The organism is Bacillus sp. FJAT-44742, from assembly GCF_002797315.1.
In the GTDB taxonomy this organism is placed as follows: domain Bacteria; phylum Bacillota; class Bacilli; order Bacillales; family Marinococcaceae; genus Thalassorhabdus; species Thalassorhabdus alkalitolerans.
In genome coordinates this window covers 845539-861224 of record NZ_KZ454936.1, presented here as the reverse complement: position 1 = coordinate 861224, position 15686 = coordinate 845539, and the positions used below count along the sequence as shown (strand labels likewise).

Genomic DNA, 15686 nt, shown 5'->3' with positions numbered 1-15686 from the left:
AGCTTTCCTTTTGAGACAGCCCCTCTTACATCATCCAGTATTTCGAAGGCCTGCGGCAACTCCACTTATTGTTAAAAGCACCTCTGTCAGCAGTTCCTCAGGCTGATCTTCCTGTGAACGCATGATCTTAATTAATTCCACTTGCAGGTAATTTAGAGGGTCAACATAAGGATTTCTTCGATAAACTGACTCTTGGATGTTAGGAGTATGATCGAGAAGATGATCATTCCCCGTAATTTGCAAGAGCATCTCCTTTGTTTTTTCGTACTCCTCTTTTATATCCCCAAAAATTCTATTTGCTATCTCTTCATCCTTCACAAGCTTCATGTATTCTTTTGCTGTGCTCAAATCTGCTTTCATAAGAGCCATCTGCAGATTATTAACAGTAGACTTGAAGAATGGCCAATGCTGATACATGGACTGGAGAATTTTCACGTTCTCTTCATCTTTTGAAGCAAAAGCTTGAAGGCCTGTTCCAGCAGCATACCAGGCAGGGATGAGCTGCCTGGACTGGGTCCATGCAAATACCCATGGTATTGCCCGGAGATCTTCAAACCGGCTGCTCCCTTTTCTACTCATTGGACGAGAGCCAATATTAAGAGCACCCAGGTCTTTTATTGGTGTGGCTTCATTAAAATAGCCAAGGAAGTCTTTGTCACCAAACACTAACGATTGATATTTCTTTAATGAGTGGGAGGAGATTTCCTCCATTGCTTCTTCCCACTTGGATTCACGAATATGTGCTTGTTCTGACTTGTTAGAAATCTTAGCTGATGATTCCAGCAGTGCAGATGCTCCCTGCTCAAGGCTTCTAAAGGCAATATCTTCAAGAAGGTAACGAGAGGAAAGAACCTCCCCTTGTTCCGTAATCTTCACACCGTCTCCTAACGTTTCTGCAGGCTGAGAAAGGATACTGCGGTTTAACGGCCCGCCTCCACGGCCTAAGGATCCGCCGCGGCCATGGAAAAACTTTAAACCGATATTAAATTCCTTAGCCATATCGTGAATTTCCTGCTGGGCCTTAAACAATTTCCAGTTCGCAGTAAGGGTACCACCATCTTTACTACCATCAGAATACCCCAGCATGACCTCCTGATTGTTTCCTCGTTCATTCAAATGATTACGGTACACATCCATGCTAAACAAGGTTTTCATGATGTCTGGCCCAGCAATTAAATCATCAATGGTTTCAAGAAGAGGCGCCACATTTAAATGACTGTCTACCTCACCATTAGCGTGAAGGCGGTAAATTCCAGCTTCCTTTGCAAGCACAAGAACTTCCAGCAAGTCACTTGAGGACTGGGTCATGCTGACTAGGTAAACCTCAATGGACCTTTGTCCGAACTCTTCATGTGCCTGTTTAATCGTATGGAACACTTTAAGCATTTCTTGTGTTTCTTTTGAATAGTATTCATCTGCCAATAGAAGCGGGCGCGGATCTTTAAGGACACTTTCAAGCATTTCTACCTTCTCATTTTCTGGAAGGGTATTGTAATCAGAAGTAATATTGACTGCTCGCAGAATTTCCGTAATTGCTGCTTCATGCTCGCCGCTGTGATTTCTAATATCTAAGGTTGCAAGGTGAAAACCAAAGAGCTGAACCTGGCGAATTAATTTACGAATCATTTTTAATTTGTGATGTGAAGGCTGATGCTTTTCTACGCTTTCTTGGATCATCAGAAGATCGTTTAACAGCTCCTCAGCATCTACGTAGCCAAGGTTCGTTTTTCCGGTATGTTTTAACCGTTTTAAAATGATTGCAAATTTTCTTCTGTAGATCTCTGAATCCACCGGCCAAGCTTCACCTTCATCTAAGTATTTCACTTCGCCTTCTTCAACTGAACGAAGAAGCTCCTTGCTCACTTCTATCCTGACCATGGAATGACTGAATCTTCTCATGAGTTCTTCTGCTACTTTTCTGTATTTCTTAATTGCCAGTGCTCTTTGTTTCTGTAATGTTTCCCATGTTACTTCAGGGGTTACATTTGGATTGCCGTCACGGTCCCCTCCAATCCAGGAGCCAAATGTGAGGAAGTTAGGAACTTTCCAATCATGGTCAGGGAACTCAGAATCCAGCTGCTCCTCAAGCTCCTGGTGGATGTCTGGCAGAACATCAAACAACGTTTGGTCAAAGTAATACAGACCATTTCTTACTTCATCTACTACAGTCGGCTTGCGGTGACGCAGCTCATCTGTCTGCCACAAAGCTGTGACTTCATTAAATAGACTCTCGTGTAAGTTCTCCTTCTCCCGTTTTGTAAGGAGAGGATTATCAAACTGTTGCAAAATAGTAGAAATTCTCTTTTGGATCTCCAGTACGGTCCTTTTGGTTGCTTCTGTAGGATGAGCAGTAATCACGAGCTCTAAGGATAAATCATTGAGTACATCCTGTATTACATTCTCTGTTATCTTATTTTCCTTTAAAGATTTCACTGCTCCTTCCAGAGAAAAAGGCTGACTTACATCGTTATCTTCAAGCTGATATTGGCGTCTTCTTCGAATGCGATGATTTTGTTCTGCAATATTAACCAGGTGAAAATATGTGGAAAAAGCACGAATGACGTGCTGGCGCATAGGCGGTTCCAAGCTGCTGATTTCTTCTTTCAGCTTTTTGTATTCTTCTTCATTGTGAGTTTGCCTTAAGGCAATACTTTTTTTTCTGATTTCTTCAACTTTGTTTAATAAGGAAACACCGCCATGGTGAACTAAAATTTCTCCCAGAATGTTTCCAAGGTTTTTTACGTCATTTCTTAATAGTGAGCTGCTGTCTTCTACGTTGATCATTTATTACCCTCCTGTAAAAAGTCGTGCATACGATGATCATAAAACAGGGACTAATTCCGTCCCGCAAGGACATTTCACGGCCCTTTACGTGTAAAAAATAGACCTGCTTTTGCAAGTAGGTTTTATTCTAACATTAATTATACAAAATAATCAAAATTATTGCCTGAAAACGTAAAAGAAATATTTTCCTATGCAAAAAGCAAAAGAGATCACCCTTTTGCTTTTTGCACCATTTTACTGAATGATTCCTTTATATCGGCAGGATTAATATTGTAGCCAATGACAATCAAGCGCTGCACTCCCTCCTCACCTCTGTGAGAAAGTGGTTCTAAACTGAGAGAACCAGGTGAATATTGAAGAATAACCCCTTTTCCCTCTCCTTTCATGTGAACAATCCCTTTGACACGAACTACCTGTTCAGGGAGAGACTCAAGCCAGTTTTTAAGATTTCCTTTCAGCAGCTGTGTTTCCGGCTCAATGTGCAGAGCTTGAAAATGAGAATGCTCAATTTCCTGTCTTTGTTCCTGACTGTCTTCAAGGGTATGTTCAAACCGTGACATCATTAGTTCTTCATGTAAAACATCCCCATAGCTGGCTTCTATAACAGGAACAGAAGAAGGCTTTGCCTTGTCAATTTTTTTCTTCACCTTTTCAAGTGTCCTGGCATCACATTCATCTACTTTATTGAGTATAAGAAGCGAGCTGTGTAAGAGGTGAGACCGTAACACTTCTCTTACTTCTTTAGAGCTCGAAAATATGCTTTGGTATTCTATGTATCTTGCTGCATCAACCACGCCAATTACTGATTTAATATCAATAAAAGCCTGCAGTCTGGGATCAGTTAGTCCATCTATCACCTGCAGTGGATCAGCGACCCCTGTCCCTTCTATAAACATGACATCTGGTTTCTTCTTTGAATAGGTGAAAAAATCAAGGAGGTCATCTGTAAGATCTGTTTGTATAGTACAGCATATACAACCGTTTAACTTTTCTATTAGAGTCTCTTCGTTGAAGTAGCTTTTTTCAACATTTGCTTCCCCAAGCTCATTTAGAACTACTGCAGGTGTCTTTCCTGCTGATTTCTCTGCAGCAAGCATTTCTTTCAAAAGCGTTGTCTTCCCGCTTCCGAGAAAGCCTGTAAGCACATAGACCGGTGTTTTCTTTTGTTCCATTTTTGGCCCCCAATGGTTTCTTTCATTACAAGTTTGTAAAATCTGGATTACTTTCTATTTTACTTAATAAAAGTAGAAGAATCTATGCTAAAATACACTCTAAGCCACATAGAATTTACATATAAGACCAAGAAAGAATGGAGCAAAAATTTAATATGGAACATACCCCCTCCCCGCTGAACGGCTGGATGAAAGATGCCCTTGGTATTTTGCTGCTATTTACTTTTGTGATTCTTTTTTTCAGCATGGATCTTTTTAAAGATGGAGGTCTCTTTACGCTTCCGTCATCCTGGTTAAATGTAAACACTATTTTTCTAGGTATTGTTATCGAGGCCGTGCCTTTTATATTGCTAGGAGTTTTTATATCTGCTCTTATCCAAGTCTATGTTTCAGAGGATACTATACAAAGATACGTGCCTAAAAAAGCTTACGCCGCCCTGCTGCCTGCAGCCATGCTTGGAGCTATTTTCCCTATATGTGAATGTGCCATTATCCCTGTGGTCAGACGCTTAATCAAAAAAGGTATGCCTCTTCATGTCGGTGTGGTCTTTTTAGTGGCAGCCCCGATCTTAAACCCGGTGGTTGCGGCCTCTACGTATTTTGCTTTCCGCAATGACCTCACTGTTTTTTACACAAGATTTGGACTGGCTTTTGTTCTCTCCATCATCATAGGAGCGGTTCTTTATACCATATTTAAAAACAGCGACCAGCTCAAGGTGCAAAAAGATGAATTACTGGGAAACGGAATTGCGGCAGCGGCAACGCCAGCCCCTAAACCGCAAAGCAGCGGGATAAAAAGAACGGTTTACCATGCGGCAGATGAGTTTTTCCTTATGGGGAAATTCTTGATTGCCGGTGCCTTCATCGCAGCTATGTTTCAAACCTTTCTGGACAGAAGTCTCCTTCTTGCAATTGGTACGAGTGACTGGGCCTCTACAGGAGTTATGATGGCTTTTGCTTTTGTTCTTTCACTTTGTTCAGAGGCCGATGCCTTTGTAGCTGCATCATTTGGCAGTATGTTTACTACCGGGTCCATTGCCGCTTTCCTCGTATATGGACCGATGCTTGATTTAAAGAATACTATTATGCTGTTTGCTTTCTTTAAAACAAAGTTTGTCCTGATTTTCATGTCAGTCGTAACAGTGAGCGTGTTTACAAGTATCATGATCCTTCAATTATTTATTTTATAGGTTCGGCTCATGCTATCCCGAAGGCGTCTCACGGTTTTATCAATAATTAAATGACTTAAAAAAATCCACATTGGCCTTTAGCTACAACCATTATATAAGAAATTGTTCTGAAAGGAGGAGAACATGGAGAATCAAACCGATACAAGCTTTCATGCGTATATTCGAGGAATTATATTAATTGGCTTTGCCCTTCTTCAGCTTGGAATGATTATATCAGGAAGCATTCGGTTATACATTGCGCCAACGATGCTGCCGTTTGTCTATGCTGCAACAATTGTACTATTTATCTTAGGTGTAATTCAGATATTACGAAGCACAAGTAAAAAGAATGAAGATTTTTTTTGTGACTGTGGAAGCGACCATAGCATGACGGGGCGGCCACTAACGAAGGTAATGATTTATGGAATATTTGTTGCTCCTGTAGTGCTTGGTTTCTCACTTCCTGATCAAGTATTGGACAGTTCAGTAGCTGCCAATCGGGGAATTCAATATGGTTCTGGTATTTTCACAAGTCCAACCGCATCCCCTTCTCCTGCTACACCAGTAGCAGAAGCTTCTGAGGAGCAAGACACAGCAAACAGAGCGGAAGCTTACCTTGATAATCCAGAGCAGTATTTGGAGGATCTTGAGGCGGGCGCGATTTCCGCTTCCGGCGACAGCTTAGGGGAAATCTCAGAGGAAGAGCATTATATGATGGAGGATTTATACGAGGAGGAAGAACTGGATTCCCACTATAAAGAAATTGCAGATACTTATGAAAATCAAGATGAAGTAATCATTACAGAAGACAATTTTCTTGACATGGTCTCTGCGATGGACATTCACTTGGACAGCTTTAAAGGCAAAGAAATAGAAGTGGCTGGTTTTGTGTACAGAGAACCAGAATTTAACGAAAACCAAATGGTTGTAGCCCGATTTTCCATGACATGCTGCATTGCTGATGCTACGGTTTATGGGTTGCTGGTTGAATCCGAAGAAGCGGTGCATTATGAGGAAGACTCATGGGTTACTATTAGAGGGACAATCCAGGAGGGGGAATACGGAGGCTTCACGATGCCTTCTATTCACTTACAGGAAATTACAGAGATTGACGAACCTGATATGCCATATGTTTTTCCTTCCTTCAGGTAGATACAAATAGGCTTGGGACAATTCAGTCTCCAAAAAAGAATGGCTCTCACCACCTGTGAGGCCATTCTTTTTTGCTGGATTTTTTCCCAGCCTTCTCTTATTTATATTTCTTTATCTTTCAGTAACAGGCGGACTTCATTTACGTCTTTATCGCCACGGCCGGAGAGGTTAACAATAATAATATCGTTTTCATCCATGGAAGGGGCTGTTTTAACAGCATAAGCCACAGCATGAGCGCTTTCTAAGGCAGGAATGATCCCTTCCGTACGAGCTAGCTTTTGAAAAGCATCTAACACTTCCTGTTTCGATACCGTTTCATATTCCCCTCGTCCTGATACTTTCAGATGACTATGTTCTGGCCCAATTCCCGGGTAGTCAAGCCCCGCTGCAATTGAGTATGTCGGAAGGGGATTTCCTTCCTCATCTTGTAGACATAAACATTTAAAACCATGAATGACACCCGGCGTCCCTTTTGTGAGGGTAGCAGCTTCTTCAGGCTCAACGCCAACCAAGCGTACATCCTCCTCTTCAATATACTCAGAAAATGCACCAATCGCGTTGCTGCCTCCCCCTACACACGCAACAACCATATCAGGAAGGCGCCCTTCTTTTTCTAAAATCTGCTTTTTAGACTCTTTACTGATCACTGATTGAAAATGATGAACAATGGTAGGAAATGGATGAGGACCAACAGCTGATCCGAGAAGGTAAAACGTCGTTTCATAGTTTTCTACCAGGTCATTTAACGCTTCATCCACAGCATCCTTAAGGCGTCCGCTTCCTTTATCTACCGGGACAACCTTAGCTCCAAGAAGCTCCATGCGAAATACATTTAGCTCCTGCCTTCTTGTATCTTCTTTTCCCATATAGATGGTACAATCCATTCCCAGCATGGCACATGCTGTAGCCGTTGCCACGCCATGCTGGCCTGCACCAGTTTCAGCAATCACTCGATGGGCTCCCATTCTTTTGGCAAGTAATATCTGTCCAATCACATTGTTTATCTTATGGGCGCCTGTATGGTTCAAATCTTCTCTTTTGAAATAAATTCGGGCTCCTCCCAGCTCATTTGACAGCCGGTCAGCAAATGTTAGAGGGTTTTCACGCCCTACGTATTCTTTTAAATAATAATTGTATTCCTCAATAAATTCCGGTTCATCCTTATATTGTTGGAAGGCACTATCAAGCCTCTCTAATACTGCTTCAAGCTGGGGTGGTATAAAACTCCCGCCAAAATCCCCGAAATAACCTTTTTTCTCTTCATTTACCTCTGCTCTGCTCATCTCATTCTCTCCTTTACTATATCCTGTCTTTTATTGTACCAAAGACCAATAGAAATGCCATCCCTTTGCTTAATGGTTATTTACTCCAACTGGAGGCTTAACAGTATCTTTTTTTATGATTTCAAGCTCTTCGTCCTGCTTCATAAAGTGATACCGGATACTATCCACAAGAGCATGCCAGCTTGCTTCTATAATATTGGCGGACACACCTATGGTGCTCCACGTATTTCTTCCATCAGATGATTCAATAAGTACTCTTACTTTGGAAGCAGTAGCTTCCCCCTCATCAAGCACACGCACTTTATAATCAGATAAATACATCTTATGAATCACTGGATAAAACTCGCCTAACGCTTTACGCAATGCATGGTCCAGCGCATTAACCGGCCCGTTCCCTTCTGCTGCGGTCATTACCACTTCTTCGTTTACTTTTACCTTCACAACAGCTTCAGTAGTTAATTCATCACTGGATTCTTTATCTGTCAGGATTTTGAAATGATCCAGCTCAAAGAACGTAATGTCTTCTCCTAACAACTTCTTTACCAGAAGCAAAAACGACGCTTCAGCCGCTTCATAATGGTACCCCAGGTTTTCCATTTCTTTTAGTTTTTCAATAATTTCTTTAACCTTGGGATCATTCTTATCAAGAGTAAGTCCCATTTCCTCTGCTTTAAACATAAGGTTGCTTTGGCCTGACAACTCTGAAACAAGAACCCGCCGCTTATTCCCGAGCACTTCAGGTTTAATATGTTCATAGGTTTCTGGGTGTTTAAGAACTGCGCTGACATGCATTCCGCCTTTGTGAGCAAACGCACTATTCCCTACAAATGGCTGATTGCTTGCCGGCACTTGATTTGCAATCTCATGCACAAATTTTGATATAGAAACGAGCTCCTGCATAGGAGCGCTCCCAATACAGGAATACCCCATTTTTAATTGGAGATTCGGCAGTAAAGAAACGAGATTGGCATTTCCGCAACGCTCGCCATACCCATTTATTGTCCCTTGCACATGGCTTGCACCAGCACGAACGGCTGATAAAGTGTTCGCTACCGCTAGCTCCCCGTCATTATGACAGTGGATCCCGACTTGCGTGCTGACTTTTTCATTTACATCCTTTACAATGTCTTCTATTTCCTTAGGAAGGGACCCTCCGTTTGTGTCACAAAGGGTAATACAGTCTGCTCCCGCTTCCTGTGCTTTAAGGATGGCCTGAATCGCATACTCTTCATTGTTTTTATAGCCATCAAAAAAATGTTCGGCATCAAAAATGACCTCTAAGCCTTGTTCTTTTAAAAATAAAATAGAATCATATATCATCTGTAGATTCTCTTCTAAGGTTGTTTGCAGAGCTTCTGTCACATGGAAGTCCCACGTTTTCCCAAAAATTGCAGCAGCCTTGACACCGCTTTGAATTAATCGATTTAAATTTGGATCGTCAGAGGCTTTAATACCGGAACGACGAGTGCTTCCAAAAGCCGTGACCACACTGTTCCTTAAGTCCAATTCTTTTATTTTCTCGAAAAAATTCATATCTTTCGGATTGCTTCCAGGCCAGCCTCCTTCAATGTAATGAACGCCGAGCTCATCAAGCTTTCTGGCGATCTTTACTTTGTCATCAACAGATAAGCTGACTCCCTCACCTTGTGTTCCGTCTCTCAGGGTCGTATCATATATCCGGACTTGCTTATTCACTTGAGTCCCTCCTACTCTAATCCATCCATACTTCTTTTCTGAATTGTTTTAAATCTCCCCATATTGGAAAATAGTATATCATAGGAGGGGACATTTGAATATGTCCAGAGGACAATCAATTACCCGATTTCTGTATATTTCAGGCCATTTTGACTGCATCAATGAAAAAATGCCCAAAGACCAGAGTCTTCAGGCATTATTTTTTTCCTCTTCCTTTATTCTGACTAATATTCTTTGAATGTGCATCGATATATATACGTTCTCGTCTTCGGGAAGGTGCAGTCCATATTCTTTTTTTAAAGCCTCAGTTGCAGCTTGCGTGCTTTGATAGACTTCGGGATAACCTTTCTTGATCATTTGAACCATTTCAGATGGAGTAGAGCTTATATCTTCCTGTTGTATGACTGTTTTAATGGCAATATTTAAATGAGTAATTAACCCCTGATAGGCAACTGTATCCGTTGGAAAGGTAACTCCCAGCGACTTTTCGCATACTTCAACCATTAAATGTATCGCTTCAGTAAGATTCATCGCTTCTTCAACTGTAGGCTGTTTTGTTCTTGCAGTATAGAGATGAAGCGCGATAAAACCAGCTTCATCTTCTGACATGGAGGTCCCTGTCACTTTCTCTATCTCCTCAGCAGCCCATAACCCGACCTTAAATTCATCTGGGTATAATCCTTTTATTTCAGGAAGTAAATAATTTGCTGCAGACTGACCTGACTGCACCCTTTCTATGGTAAAGACAATATGATCAAACAACGCTATATAAATTCTTTCATTAAAAGTGGCATTCAATTCAGACTCAGCTTTTTTTACGATTTTTCTTATAACTTCAGCCTCTTCTTCTTTTATTGAGTGTAAAAGATGGGTGAAATGATCTTGTTCTTTTTCTTTTAATACAAACAGCTTTTCTATCCTTGTCGAATCAATCGTATCATTTCTCTTTTTATGGAAGGCAAGCCCCGCCCCAAGAGCAACTTTTTCCTCGTTACCTTCCTTTACTATAGCTGCATTATGGTTAAGTACCTTTTGAATGATCATAATACACTCACTCTTTCTATCAAACTATGTACCTTATTTTACTGTAAAGAGTAAGGCATTAAAAGAAAAACGAGTTCGCAGCCAAAGGTAAAATTTGTCTACCTTCAAAGAATCGGCGCAGCCTTCCAGCTGCACCCGTCCTAAATATCAGCTGTTACTGAGGGTCTGGTTCCTCTTTTTTCATACAGTCCTCGGAACAGTAGTATTTAAAAGAACCGTATGATGAATCTTCCTTCCAATATCCCTCATTTTTAATTTTTCGGCTGCATAGGGAACAAAGGCCATGAAAGGTAGGGTCTCCTTTAAACATCATACTCCTGCCTCCCTTTACTATTCTTTGGTAGCACCCCTACTGAAAAACAACACTATTCTTTTTAAAAAAGAGCAGCTTGTGCTGCCCTTTTTCCATTATTTATTTTCATTATTTTCCTGATGATTTAACGCGTTGTCAGAAAAATTGTCTCTGCCTGGTGCAGGATTTTGTGTCCCTTCGATTGGATGGTCACTCTCGTTTCTCGTTGTTTCTGTTCCTATATCAGAAGAGGATGCGAGGGGTTCGGCACCTGCATCCGAAGAAGTGGATGAAATACCTTCTTGATTATTGCCCTGACTACTCTTACTGCCGTTTTCTTCATAGGCAGGACGATCCACTAAGACCACAATCCCTCCGTCCTCCACTTTATCGTGGTACTTTCTGGCCTCTTCTTCCGGCAGTCCCAAGGTCATAAACTTATCAGTCAGGGTCCTTGCGTCACTTGTTTCAACCTCACCTTTTGTTTGAAAGGCCGCTTTGACCTTCTCAAAAAACCCTTCATCTTTGTCAGCATCGTACGTATCCGCCATCGTTTGAGCCCCGGTTTGTTCACCGTAAAAATTTGCTGTATCGTCGTCTTTCGCTACAATCGAAATGTCCGATGCATCAATGCCTTTTGCCTTAAGCTCTTCCACATTCTCCAGAAGTTTCTTTTTTGAATCATACACACCAACAACTCTATTGGCCATTTTTTTACCTTCCTTTCTTTAAAAAGTGTTTTTTACTTCAATTCCCCTACATTGTTCTTTGAAAACAAGGCTTTGCAAAAAAGGATGTGGTCACGTTAATGCAGCCGCTACCCAGGGAGCGATGGAAAATAAATAAATAAATAAATGAATAAAAAATCAATGCTCGTTCTTTATAATAAGAGAACCAGCGTATGCTGGTCCCCTGTCGACATTATAAGAAATGTTTTATTTGTTTCTATTTTCATCCTCTGAAGCGACTGGCTCAGATTTACTGTGTTGTGGAGAAGATCCTTCCGGCGCTGGATCACTAGTGCCTTGAGTCGCATATGACCTTTTGGGTTTCGCTGGTTTATTTGGTGATCCTTCTGTTTCAACTGGGGTTTGCTCTGTTTTCATGGAGCTTTCCTCAGTTTCCCTTTCACTTGAGGTGGAACCCATTAATGGAGGACGATCCGTTGACGTAGGTTTGGTAGTATGCCCAATTGGACCTCCTAAACCCTCGTCTGCATCTCTGGTTACAAATAAAACCATCTTTCCTTCTTTTATTTGGTCCTTATACTCTGTTGCCTCTTCCTCAGTCATGCCCATACTAATAAATTTTTCTTTTACATTTCCAGATGCCTCATTACTCTGTTGATCATTTCCTGTAAAAGCTTGCTTAAGTTTATCAAGCATTCCTTTATTATTGCCTTCGCTGGCTTCAGTTGTTTTTTCAGTTTCTGTTTGCACACCTGTTTCTCTCGTCAAATATCTGGCATCTGTCTTTTCATCAACAGCCAAAGACATATCAGAAGGGTCAAGTCCTTCTTTTTTAAGCTCTTCAACAGCAGTAATGACTTCTTGCTCTTTTTCATAAACGCCTATTACTCTTTCTGCCAAGGAAATCACCTCCGGTAGCTATACCTGTTTGTTTTGTTCTATACAATCTACCTTCCCGTATCCTATGGTTTAAAACTAAATTTCCCTGAGAAATATATAAGAAACCTAAAAACTTGCAGGCACAAAAAAACACCCGGTTGCTCGGGTGTTTTCACTAATGCCTTAAGCTTTCACAGTCACAGAAGCGACTTCCGTTTCTCCGCATTTTACATCTTCAGCTTCTTTTAATTCCAGGTTCTCAAATTGTTCCCCTTCAGTAAATACCACTGGAGTTAAAGTACTTTTTGCTTTTTCCTTAACATCGTCAAGGGAAAATTCAATGAGAAGGTCTCCCGCTTTTACTTTGTCTCCTTCTGAGACGTGAGCTTCAAACCCTTCTCCATTCATTGCCACTGTTTCCAGTCCGATATGAATAAGAATATCAAGACCTTCATTAGACTTAATACCAACAGCATGTTTTGTAGGAAATACTTGAATGACCTTTCCATCTACTGGGGATACTACCCGTCCTTCAGAAGGATCAACAGCAAAGCCTTCTCCCATCATTTTTTCCGAAAATGTTGGATCAGGTACTTCTGTTAAATCAACGTATTTTCCTGAAACAGGAGAATAAACCACCAAATCCTGTGGCTCATTTTTCTTTCCAAATAATTTTTTCAACATATTTAATCACCTCTTTTACATATGTATAACCTTGTCTAAAAGCCATGAAACCATTCATCTTTACTTTTCTTTATTGAGTGATTCAAAAAAGAATAGCTTTCCATTGCGGTTACCCTCATAAAATGTAACGAACAGCCATATAAAAGTCAACGAGACAGCCTGTAAAAATCACCATCTATCATTACTTCCTAAAAAGAAAAACCCGCCAAAATACGAACATTAAAATCCTAATTAAAATTAAAATTCGTATTTAAAGCTATTTTTTCTTTTCAACATTGTCAATTTGCGTTATAATCCATACATACGACAAATTTATACATACTCACTCATATAATCGCGGGAATACGGCCTGCAAGTTTCTACCGAATGACCATATCATTCGACTATGGGTGAACCTCGGATGAATATGGCTTATTTTATGCACACAGCCCGATCATCAGTTGTTCGCTCATATGGACACTGGAGATCGGGCTTTTTTCATTGAGTGGATGAATTGTAACTGAAAGGATGACAGAAATGAGAAGGTTGGAAAAGGCAATTACCGAAAGAGGCCTTGTTTTATCTGAAGGTGTATTGAAAGTCGATACGTTTTTAAATCATCAAATTGATCCTGCTTTAATGAGCGAAATAGGTAAAGAGTTTGCTGCTCGCTTTCGACATGAGGGGATAACCAAGGTGGTAACGATAGAATCCTCCGGCATCGCCCCTGCTCTTATGACTGCTTCCGAACTTGGAGTAGAGCTCATTTTTGCAAGAAAGAAAAAGTCAATAACTATGACAGATGATGTCTATACTGCGGACATTTATTCTTTTACAAAGAAAGAAACAAATACGATCACCATTTCCAAATCCCTTCTCACATCGACTGACCGCGTCTTGCTTATTGATGACTTTTTAGCTAATGGACAAGCTGCCCTGGGGCTTGCTTCTGTTATTAAGCAAAGCGGTGCGTCAATTGCCGGCTTTGGGATTGTAATTGAAAAGTCCTTTCAGCCGGGACGGCAGAAGCTTGTTGATGCAAGCTACCGGGTAGAATCACTTGCCCGCATAGAAACGTTGTCAAATAGCAAGGTAGAATTTGTAAAAAATGAAATGGCATCTCAGAGCCTGTAAGAAAGAGGGAAAACGATGACAACCAACACTGTCCATTACCCGTGGTATAAGAAAGAAGATACGGACGCCTTTTTTGCATTATTTCAAAACAACCTGGCCAATTTTGTTATCATTGCCGTAACCATGCTTGGTATGGGGTTTCCTGCAGAAATTGTTTTTGGAAAAGTAATTCCTGGAGCGGCCGCAGCAGTCATTTTTGGTAACCTGTATTACGCTTACATGGCCAACCGTCTCGCACAAAAGGAAGGAAGAACAGACGTAACAGCTCTTTCCTACGGGATCAGCACACCCGTTATGTTTATTTTTCTCTTCGGGGTCCTGCTGCCGGCAAACCAATTAACAGGTGATCCGGAACTCGCATGGAAAATTGCATTGGCTGCTTGTTTCATAAGCGGGTTGATTGAAGCTCTTGTTGCTTTTTCCGGAAACTGGGTAAAGCGCAACCTTCCCCGCGCAGCTATGCTTGGCGCCCTTGCAGGTGTCGCTCTTACGTTTATCGCTGGAGAAATGCTATTCAATACATTCTCTGTACCTGTTGTCGGCTTAGTTGTCTTAGCCATTATCTTAGTGGGCGTTCTTGGCAAGATATCCATGCCTTTTAACATTCCGACATCTCTTTTTGCGATTGTTATTGGTACCGTCCTTGCTTTCGCGATTGGTGAGGTAAATATGAACCAGGTACAAGAAGGAATGGCCAATCTTGGTTTTTATCCTCTTGTTCCCACACTTGCAGGGATTGAAGGATTTAATTATTTATTTGGCTCCCTTATTGGCTTACTGGCAGTTATTCTGCCTATTACACTCTATAATGCAATTGAGACAATGAATAATGTAGAAGCCATGTCTGCTGAAGGGGATGATTATGACGTAAGAGAATGCCAGGCTGTTGATGGAACAGGGACAATGATCGGCACATTGTTTGGTGGATTGTTTCCAACTACTGTGTACATTGCTACGGTAGGTTCGAAATGGATGGGAGCCGGAAGGGGATACAGCATTTTGAACGCCGCTGTATTTGCACTGGCAGCTTGTTTTGGCTTAATTGCTGCTATCTCCGCTTTCATACCTGTAGCAGCTGTTGCTCCTATCCTGGTTTTTGTAGGAATTTCCATGGTATCTTCTGCTTTTCAGCAGAATTCCACAAAGTATTATCCGGCAGTGGCACTGGCTATGCTTCCTTATGTCGCTAACTATGTAATGACAAGATTTAACAATGAAGCTGGTGAAGTAGTCAGAGATATTTCAACTGGCATTGTCCCCCTCGGTGAAGGAGCCATGTTTACGGCCATTATCCTTGGAGCCATTACCGTCTTTATCATTGACCATAATTTCAAAAAGGCTGCAGCGTTTTCTTTCGTTGGTGCCATCCTCTCTTTCTTTGGATTTATGCATGCACCATCTTTAGCAGTAAATGCAGCGGGAGACTTTACACTGGCTTATTGTGCAATTGGTGTTTTCTTTATTCTTTATTCCTTGAAATTTGCTAATGTTCAGGCAGATGAAATTTTGGAGGATAAAAAAGAAGCAGCTTAGATTCTTTATTGCCTCTCCTTAAAAGGGGGAGGTTTTTTTCCTTTACAGAAAAATAACTCATGGTTGGCGAATCCTTTTCATGAACAAACACAAGGATTTCTTATAGGATAGTATAACTGTGAAAGCTACATATAATCAGTCACAGCTCTTTGAGAACAAACAATAGCTTACCCATACCCTTTTCTTTACAAATTCAT

13 protein-coding genes and 1 riboswitch are annotated in these 15686 nt (G+C 41.1%); of the genes, 4 read left to right on the top strand and 9 right to left on the bottom strand.

Annotated features, from left to right (window positions below):
- Window positions 1-30: 30 nt before the first annotated feature.
- On the bottom strand, window positions 31-2784 hold the full coding sequence (ppc, locus tag CEF17_RS04405; RefSeq protein ID WP_100398452.1) for a phosphoenolpyruvate carboxylase: 2754 nt from the start codon (window positions 2782-2784) through the stop codon (window positions 31-33).
- Window positions 2785-2993: 209 nt separating this feature from the next.
- Window positions 2994-3956, bottom strand: coding sequence for a CobW family GTP-binding protein (locus tag CEF17_RS04400; RefSeq protein ID WP_100398451.1), 963 nt, complete (start codon window positions 3954-3956; stop codon window positions 2994-2996).
- Window positions 3957-4111: 155 nt separating this feature from the next.
- On the opposite strand from CEF17_RS04400, the gene CEF17_RS04395 reads away from it, so the two are divergent.
- Together CEF17_RS04395 and CEF17_RS04390 are read left to right on the top strand one after the other, a co-directional pair.
- Window positions 4112-5146, top strand: coding sequence for a permease (locus tag CEF17_RS04395; RefSeq protein WP_100398450.1), 1035 nt, complete (start codon window positions 4112-4114; stop codon window positions 5144-5146).
- 123 nt (window positions 5147-5269) lie between these two features.
- Window positions 5270-6277, top strand: coding sequence for a TIGR03943 family putative permease subunit (locus CEF17_RS04390; RefSeq protein WP_100398449.1), 1008 nt, complete (start codon window positions 5270-5272; stop codon window positions 6275-6277).
- 101 nt (window positions 6278-6378) lie between these two features.
- On the opposite strand, the gene trpB is transcribed toward CEF17_RS04390, so the two are convergent.
- From trpB to CEF17_RS04360, 7 genes are all read right to left on the bottom strand, one after another.
- Window positions 6379-7560: a tryptophan synthase subunit beta gene (gene trpB / locus CEF17_RS04385; RefSeq protein ID WP_100398448.1), complete on the bottom strand. Its 1182-nt coding sequence runs from the start codon at window positions 7558-7560 to the stop codon at window positions 6379-6381.
- Between the two features lie 69 nt (window positions 7561-7629).
- The gene (gene cimA, locus CEF17_RS04380; protein ID WP_100398447.1) at window positions 7630-9255 is read right to left on the bottom strand and encodes a citramalate synthase; all 1626 of its coding nucleotides are present in this window, start codon (window positions 9253-9255) and stop codon (window positions 7630-7632) included.
- 189 nt (window positions 9256-9444) lie between these two features.
- A complete protein-coding gene (locus CEF17_RS04375) occupies window positions 9445-10299 on the bottom strand; it encodes a PRD domain-containing protein (protein WP_100398446.1) in 855 nt (284 codons plus the stop codon).
- A gap of 154 nt (window positions 10300-10453) precedes the next feature.
- Window positions 10454-10612 carry a hypothetical protein gene (locus CEF17_RS20280; RefSeq protein ID WP_198508880.1) on the bottom strand — a complete coding sequence of 53 codons (159 nt, stop codon included), beginning with the start codon at window positions 10610-10612 and terminating at the stop codon, window positions 10454-10456.
- Between the two features lie 95 nt (window positions 10613-10707).
- A complete protein-coding gene (locus CEF17_RS04370) occupies window positions 10708-11301 on the bottom strand; it encodes a YflT domain-containing protein (RefSeq protein WP_100398445.1) in 594 nt (197 codons plus the stop codon).
- A 225-nt stretch (window positions 11302-11526) separates the two neighbouring features.
- Window positions 11527-12180 (bottom strand): YflT domain-containing protein, encoded by a 654-nt coding sequence (locus CEF17_RS04365; RefSeq protein WP_157842921.1) that lies wholly within the window; start codon window positions 12178-12180, stop codon window positions 11527-11529.
- A gap of 162 nt (window positions 12181-12342) precedes the next feature.
- Window positions 12343-12843: a PTS sugar transporter subunit IIA gene (locus tag CEF17_RS04360; RefSeq protein WP_100398443.1), complete on the bottom strand. Its 501-nt coding sequence runs from the start codon at window positions 12841-12843 to the stop codon at window positions 12343-12345.
- A 306-nt stretch (window positions 12844-13149) separates the two neighbouring features.
- A riboswitch (purine riboswitch) is annotated at window positions 13150-13249 on the top strand.
- A gap of 110 nt (window positions 13250-13359) precedes the next feature.
- Between CEF17_RS04360 and CEF17_RS04355 the strand changes: the two genes are divergently transcribed.
- Together CEF17_RS04355 and CEF17_RS04350 are read left to right on the top strand one after the other, a co-directional pair.
- Window positions 13360-13956 carry a xanthine phosphoribosyltransferase gene (locus tag CEF17_RS04355; protein ID WP_100398442.1) on the top strand — a complete coding sequence of 199 codons (597 nt, stop codon included), beginning with the start codon at window positions 13360-13362 and terminating at the stop codon, window positions 13954-13956.
- Between the two features lie 15 nt (window positions 13957-13971).
- Window positions 13972-15489, top strand: coding sequence for an NCS2 family permease (locus CEF17_RS04350; protein WP_100398441.1), 1518 nt, complete (start codon window positions 13972-13974; stop codon window positions 15487-15489).
- The last annotated feature ends 197 nt before the right edge of the window (window positions 15490-15686 follow it).

Bases quoted from the DNA above. Each gene is read 5' to 3' on its own strand.
- ppc (WP_100398452.1), bottom strand. From the start codon at position 2,784: ATGATCAACGTAGAAGACAGCAGCTCACTATTAAGAAATGACGTAAAA.
- CEF17_RS04400 (WP_100398451.1), bottom strand. From the start codon at position 3,956: ATGGAACAAAAGAAAACACCGGTCTATGTGCTTACAGGCTTTCTCGGA.
- CEF17_RS04395 (WP_100398450.1), top strand. From the start codon at position 4,112: ATGGAACATACCCCCTCCCCGCTGAACGGCTGGATGAAAGATGCCCTT.
- CEF17_RS04390 (WP_100398449.1), top strand. From the start codon at position 5,270: ATGGAGAATCAAACCGATACAAGCTTTCATGCGTATATTCGAGGAATT.
- trpB (WP_100398448.1), bottom strand. From the start codon at position 7,560: ATGAGCAGAGCAGAGGTAAATGAAGAGAAAAAAGGTTATTTCGGGGAT.
- CEF17_RS04375 (WP_100398446.1), bottom strand. From the start codon at position 10,299: ATGATCATTCAAAAGGTACTTAACCATAATGCAGCTATAGTAAAGGAA.
- CEF17_RS20280 (WP_198508880.1), bottom strand. From the start codon at position 10,612: ATGATGTTTAAAGGAGACCCTACCTTTCATGGCCTTTGTTCCCTATGC.
- CEF17_RS04370 (WP_100398445.1), bottom strand. From the start codon at position 11,301: ATGGCCAATAGAGTTGTTGGTGTGTATGATTCAAAAAAGAAACTTCTG.
- CEF17_RS04360 (WP_100398443.1), bottom strand. From the start codon at position 12,843: ATGTTGAAAAAATTATTTGGAAAGAAAAATGAGCCACAGGATTTGGTG.
- CEF17_RS04355 (WP_100398442.1), top strand. From the start codon at position 13,360: ATGAGAAGGTTGGAAAAGGCAATTACCGAAAGAGGCCTTGTTTTATCT.
- CEF17_RS04350 (WP_100398441.1), top strand. From the start codon at position 13,972: ATGACAACCAACACTGTCCATTACCCGTGGTATAAGAAAGAAGATACG.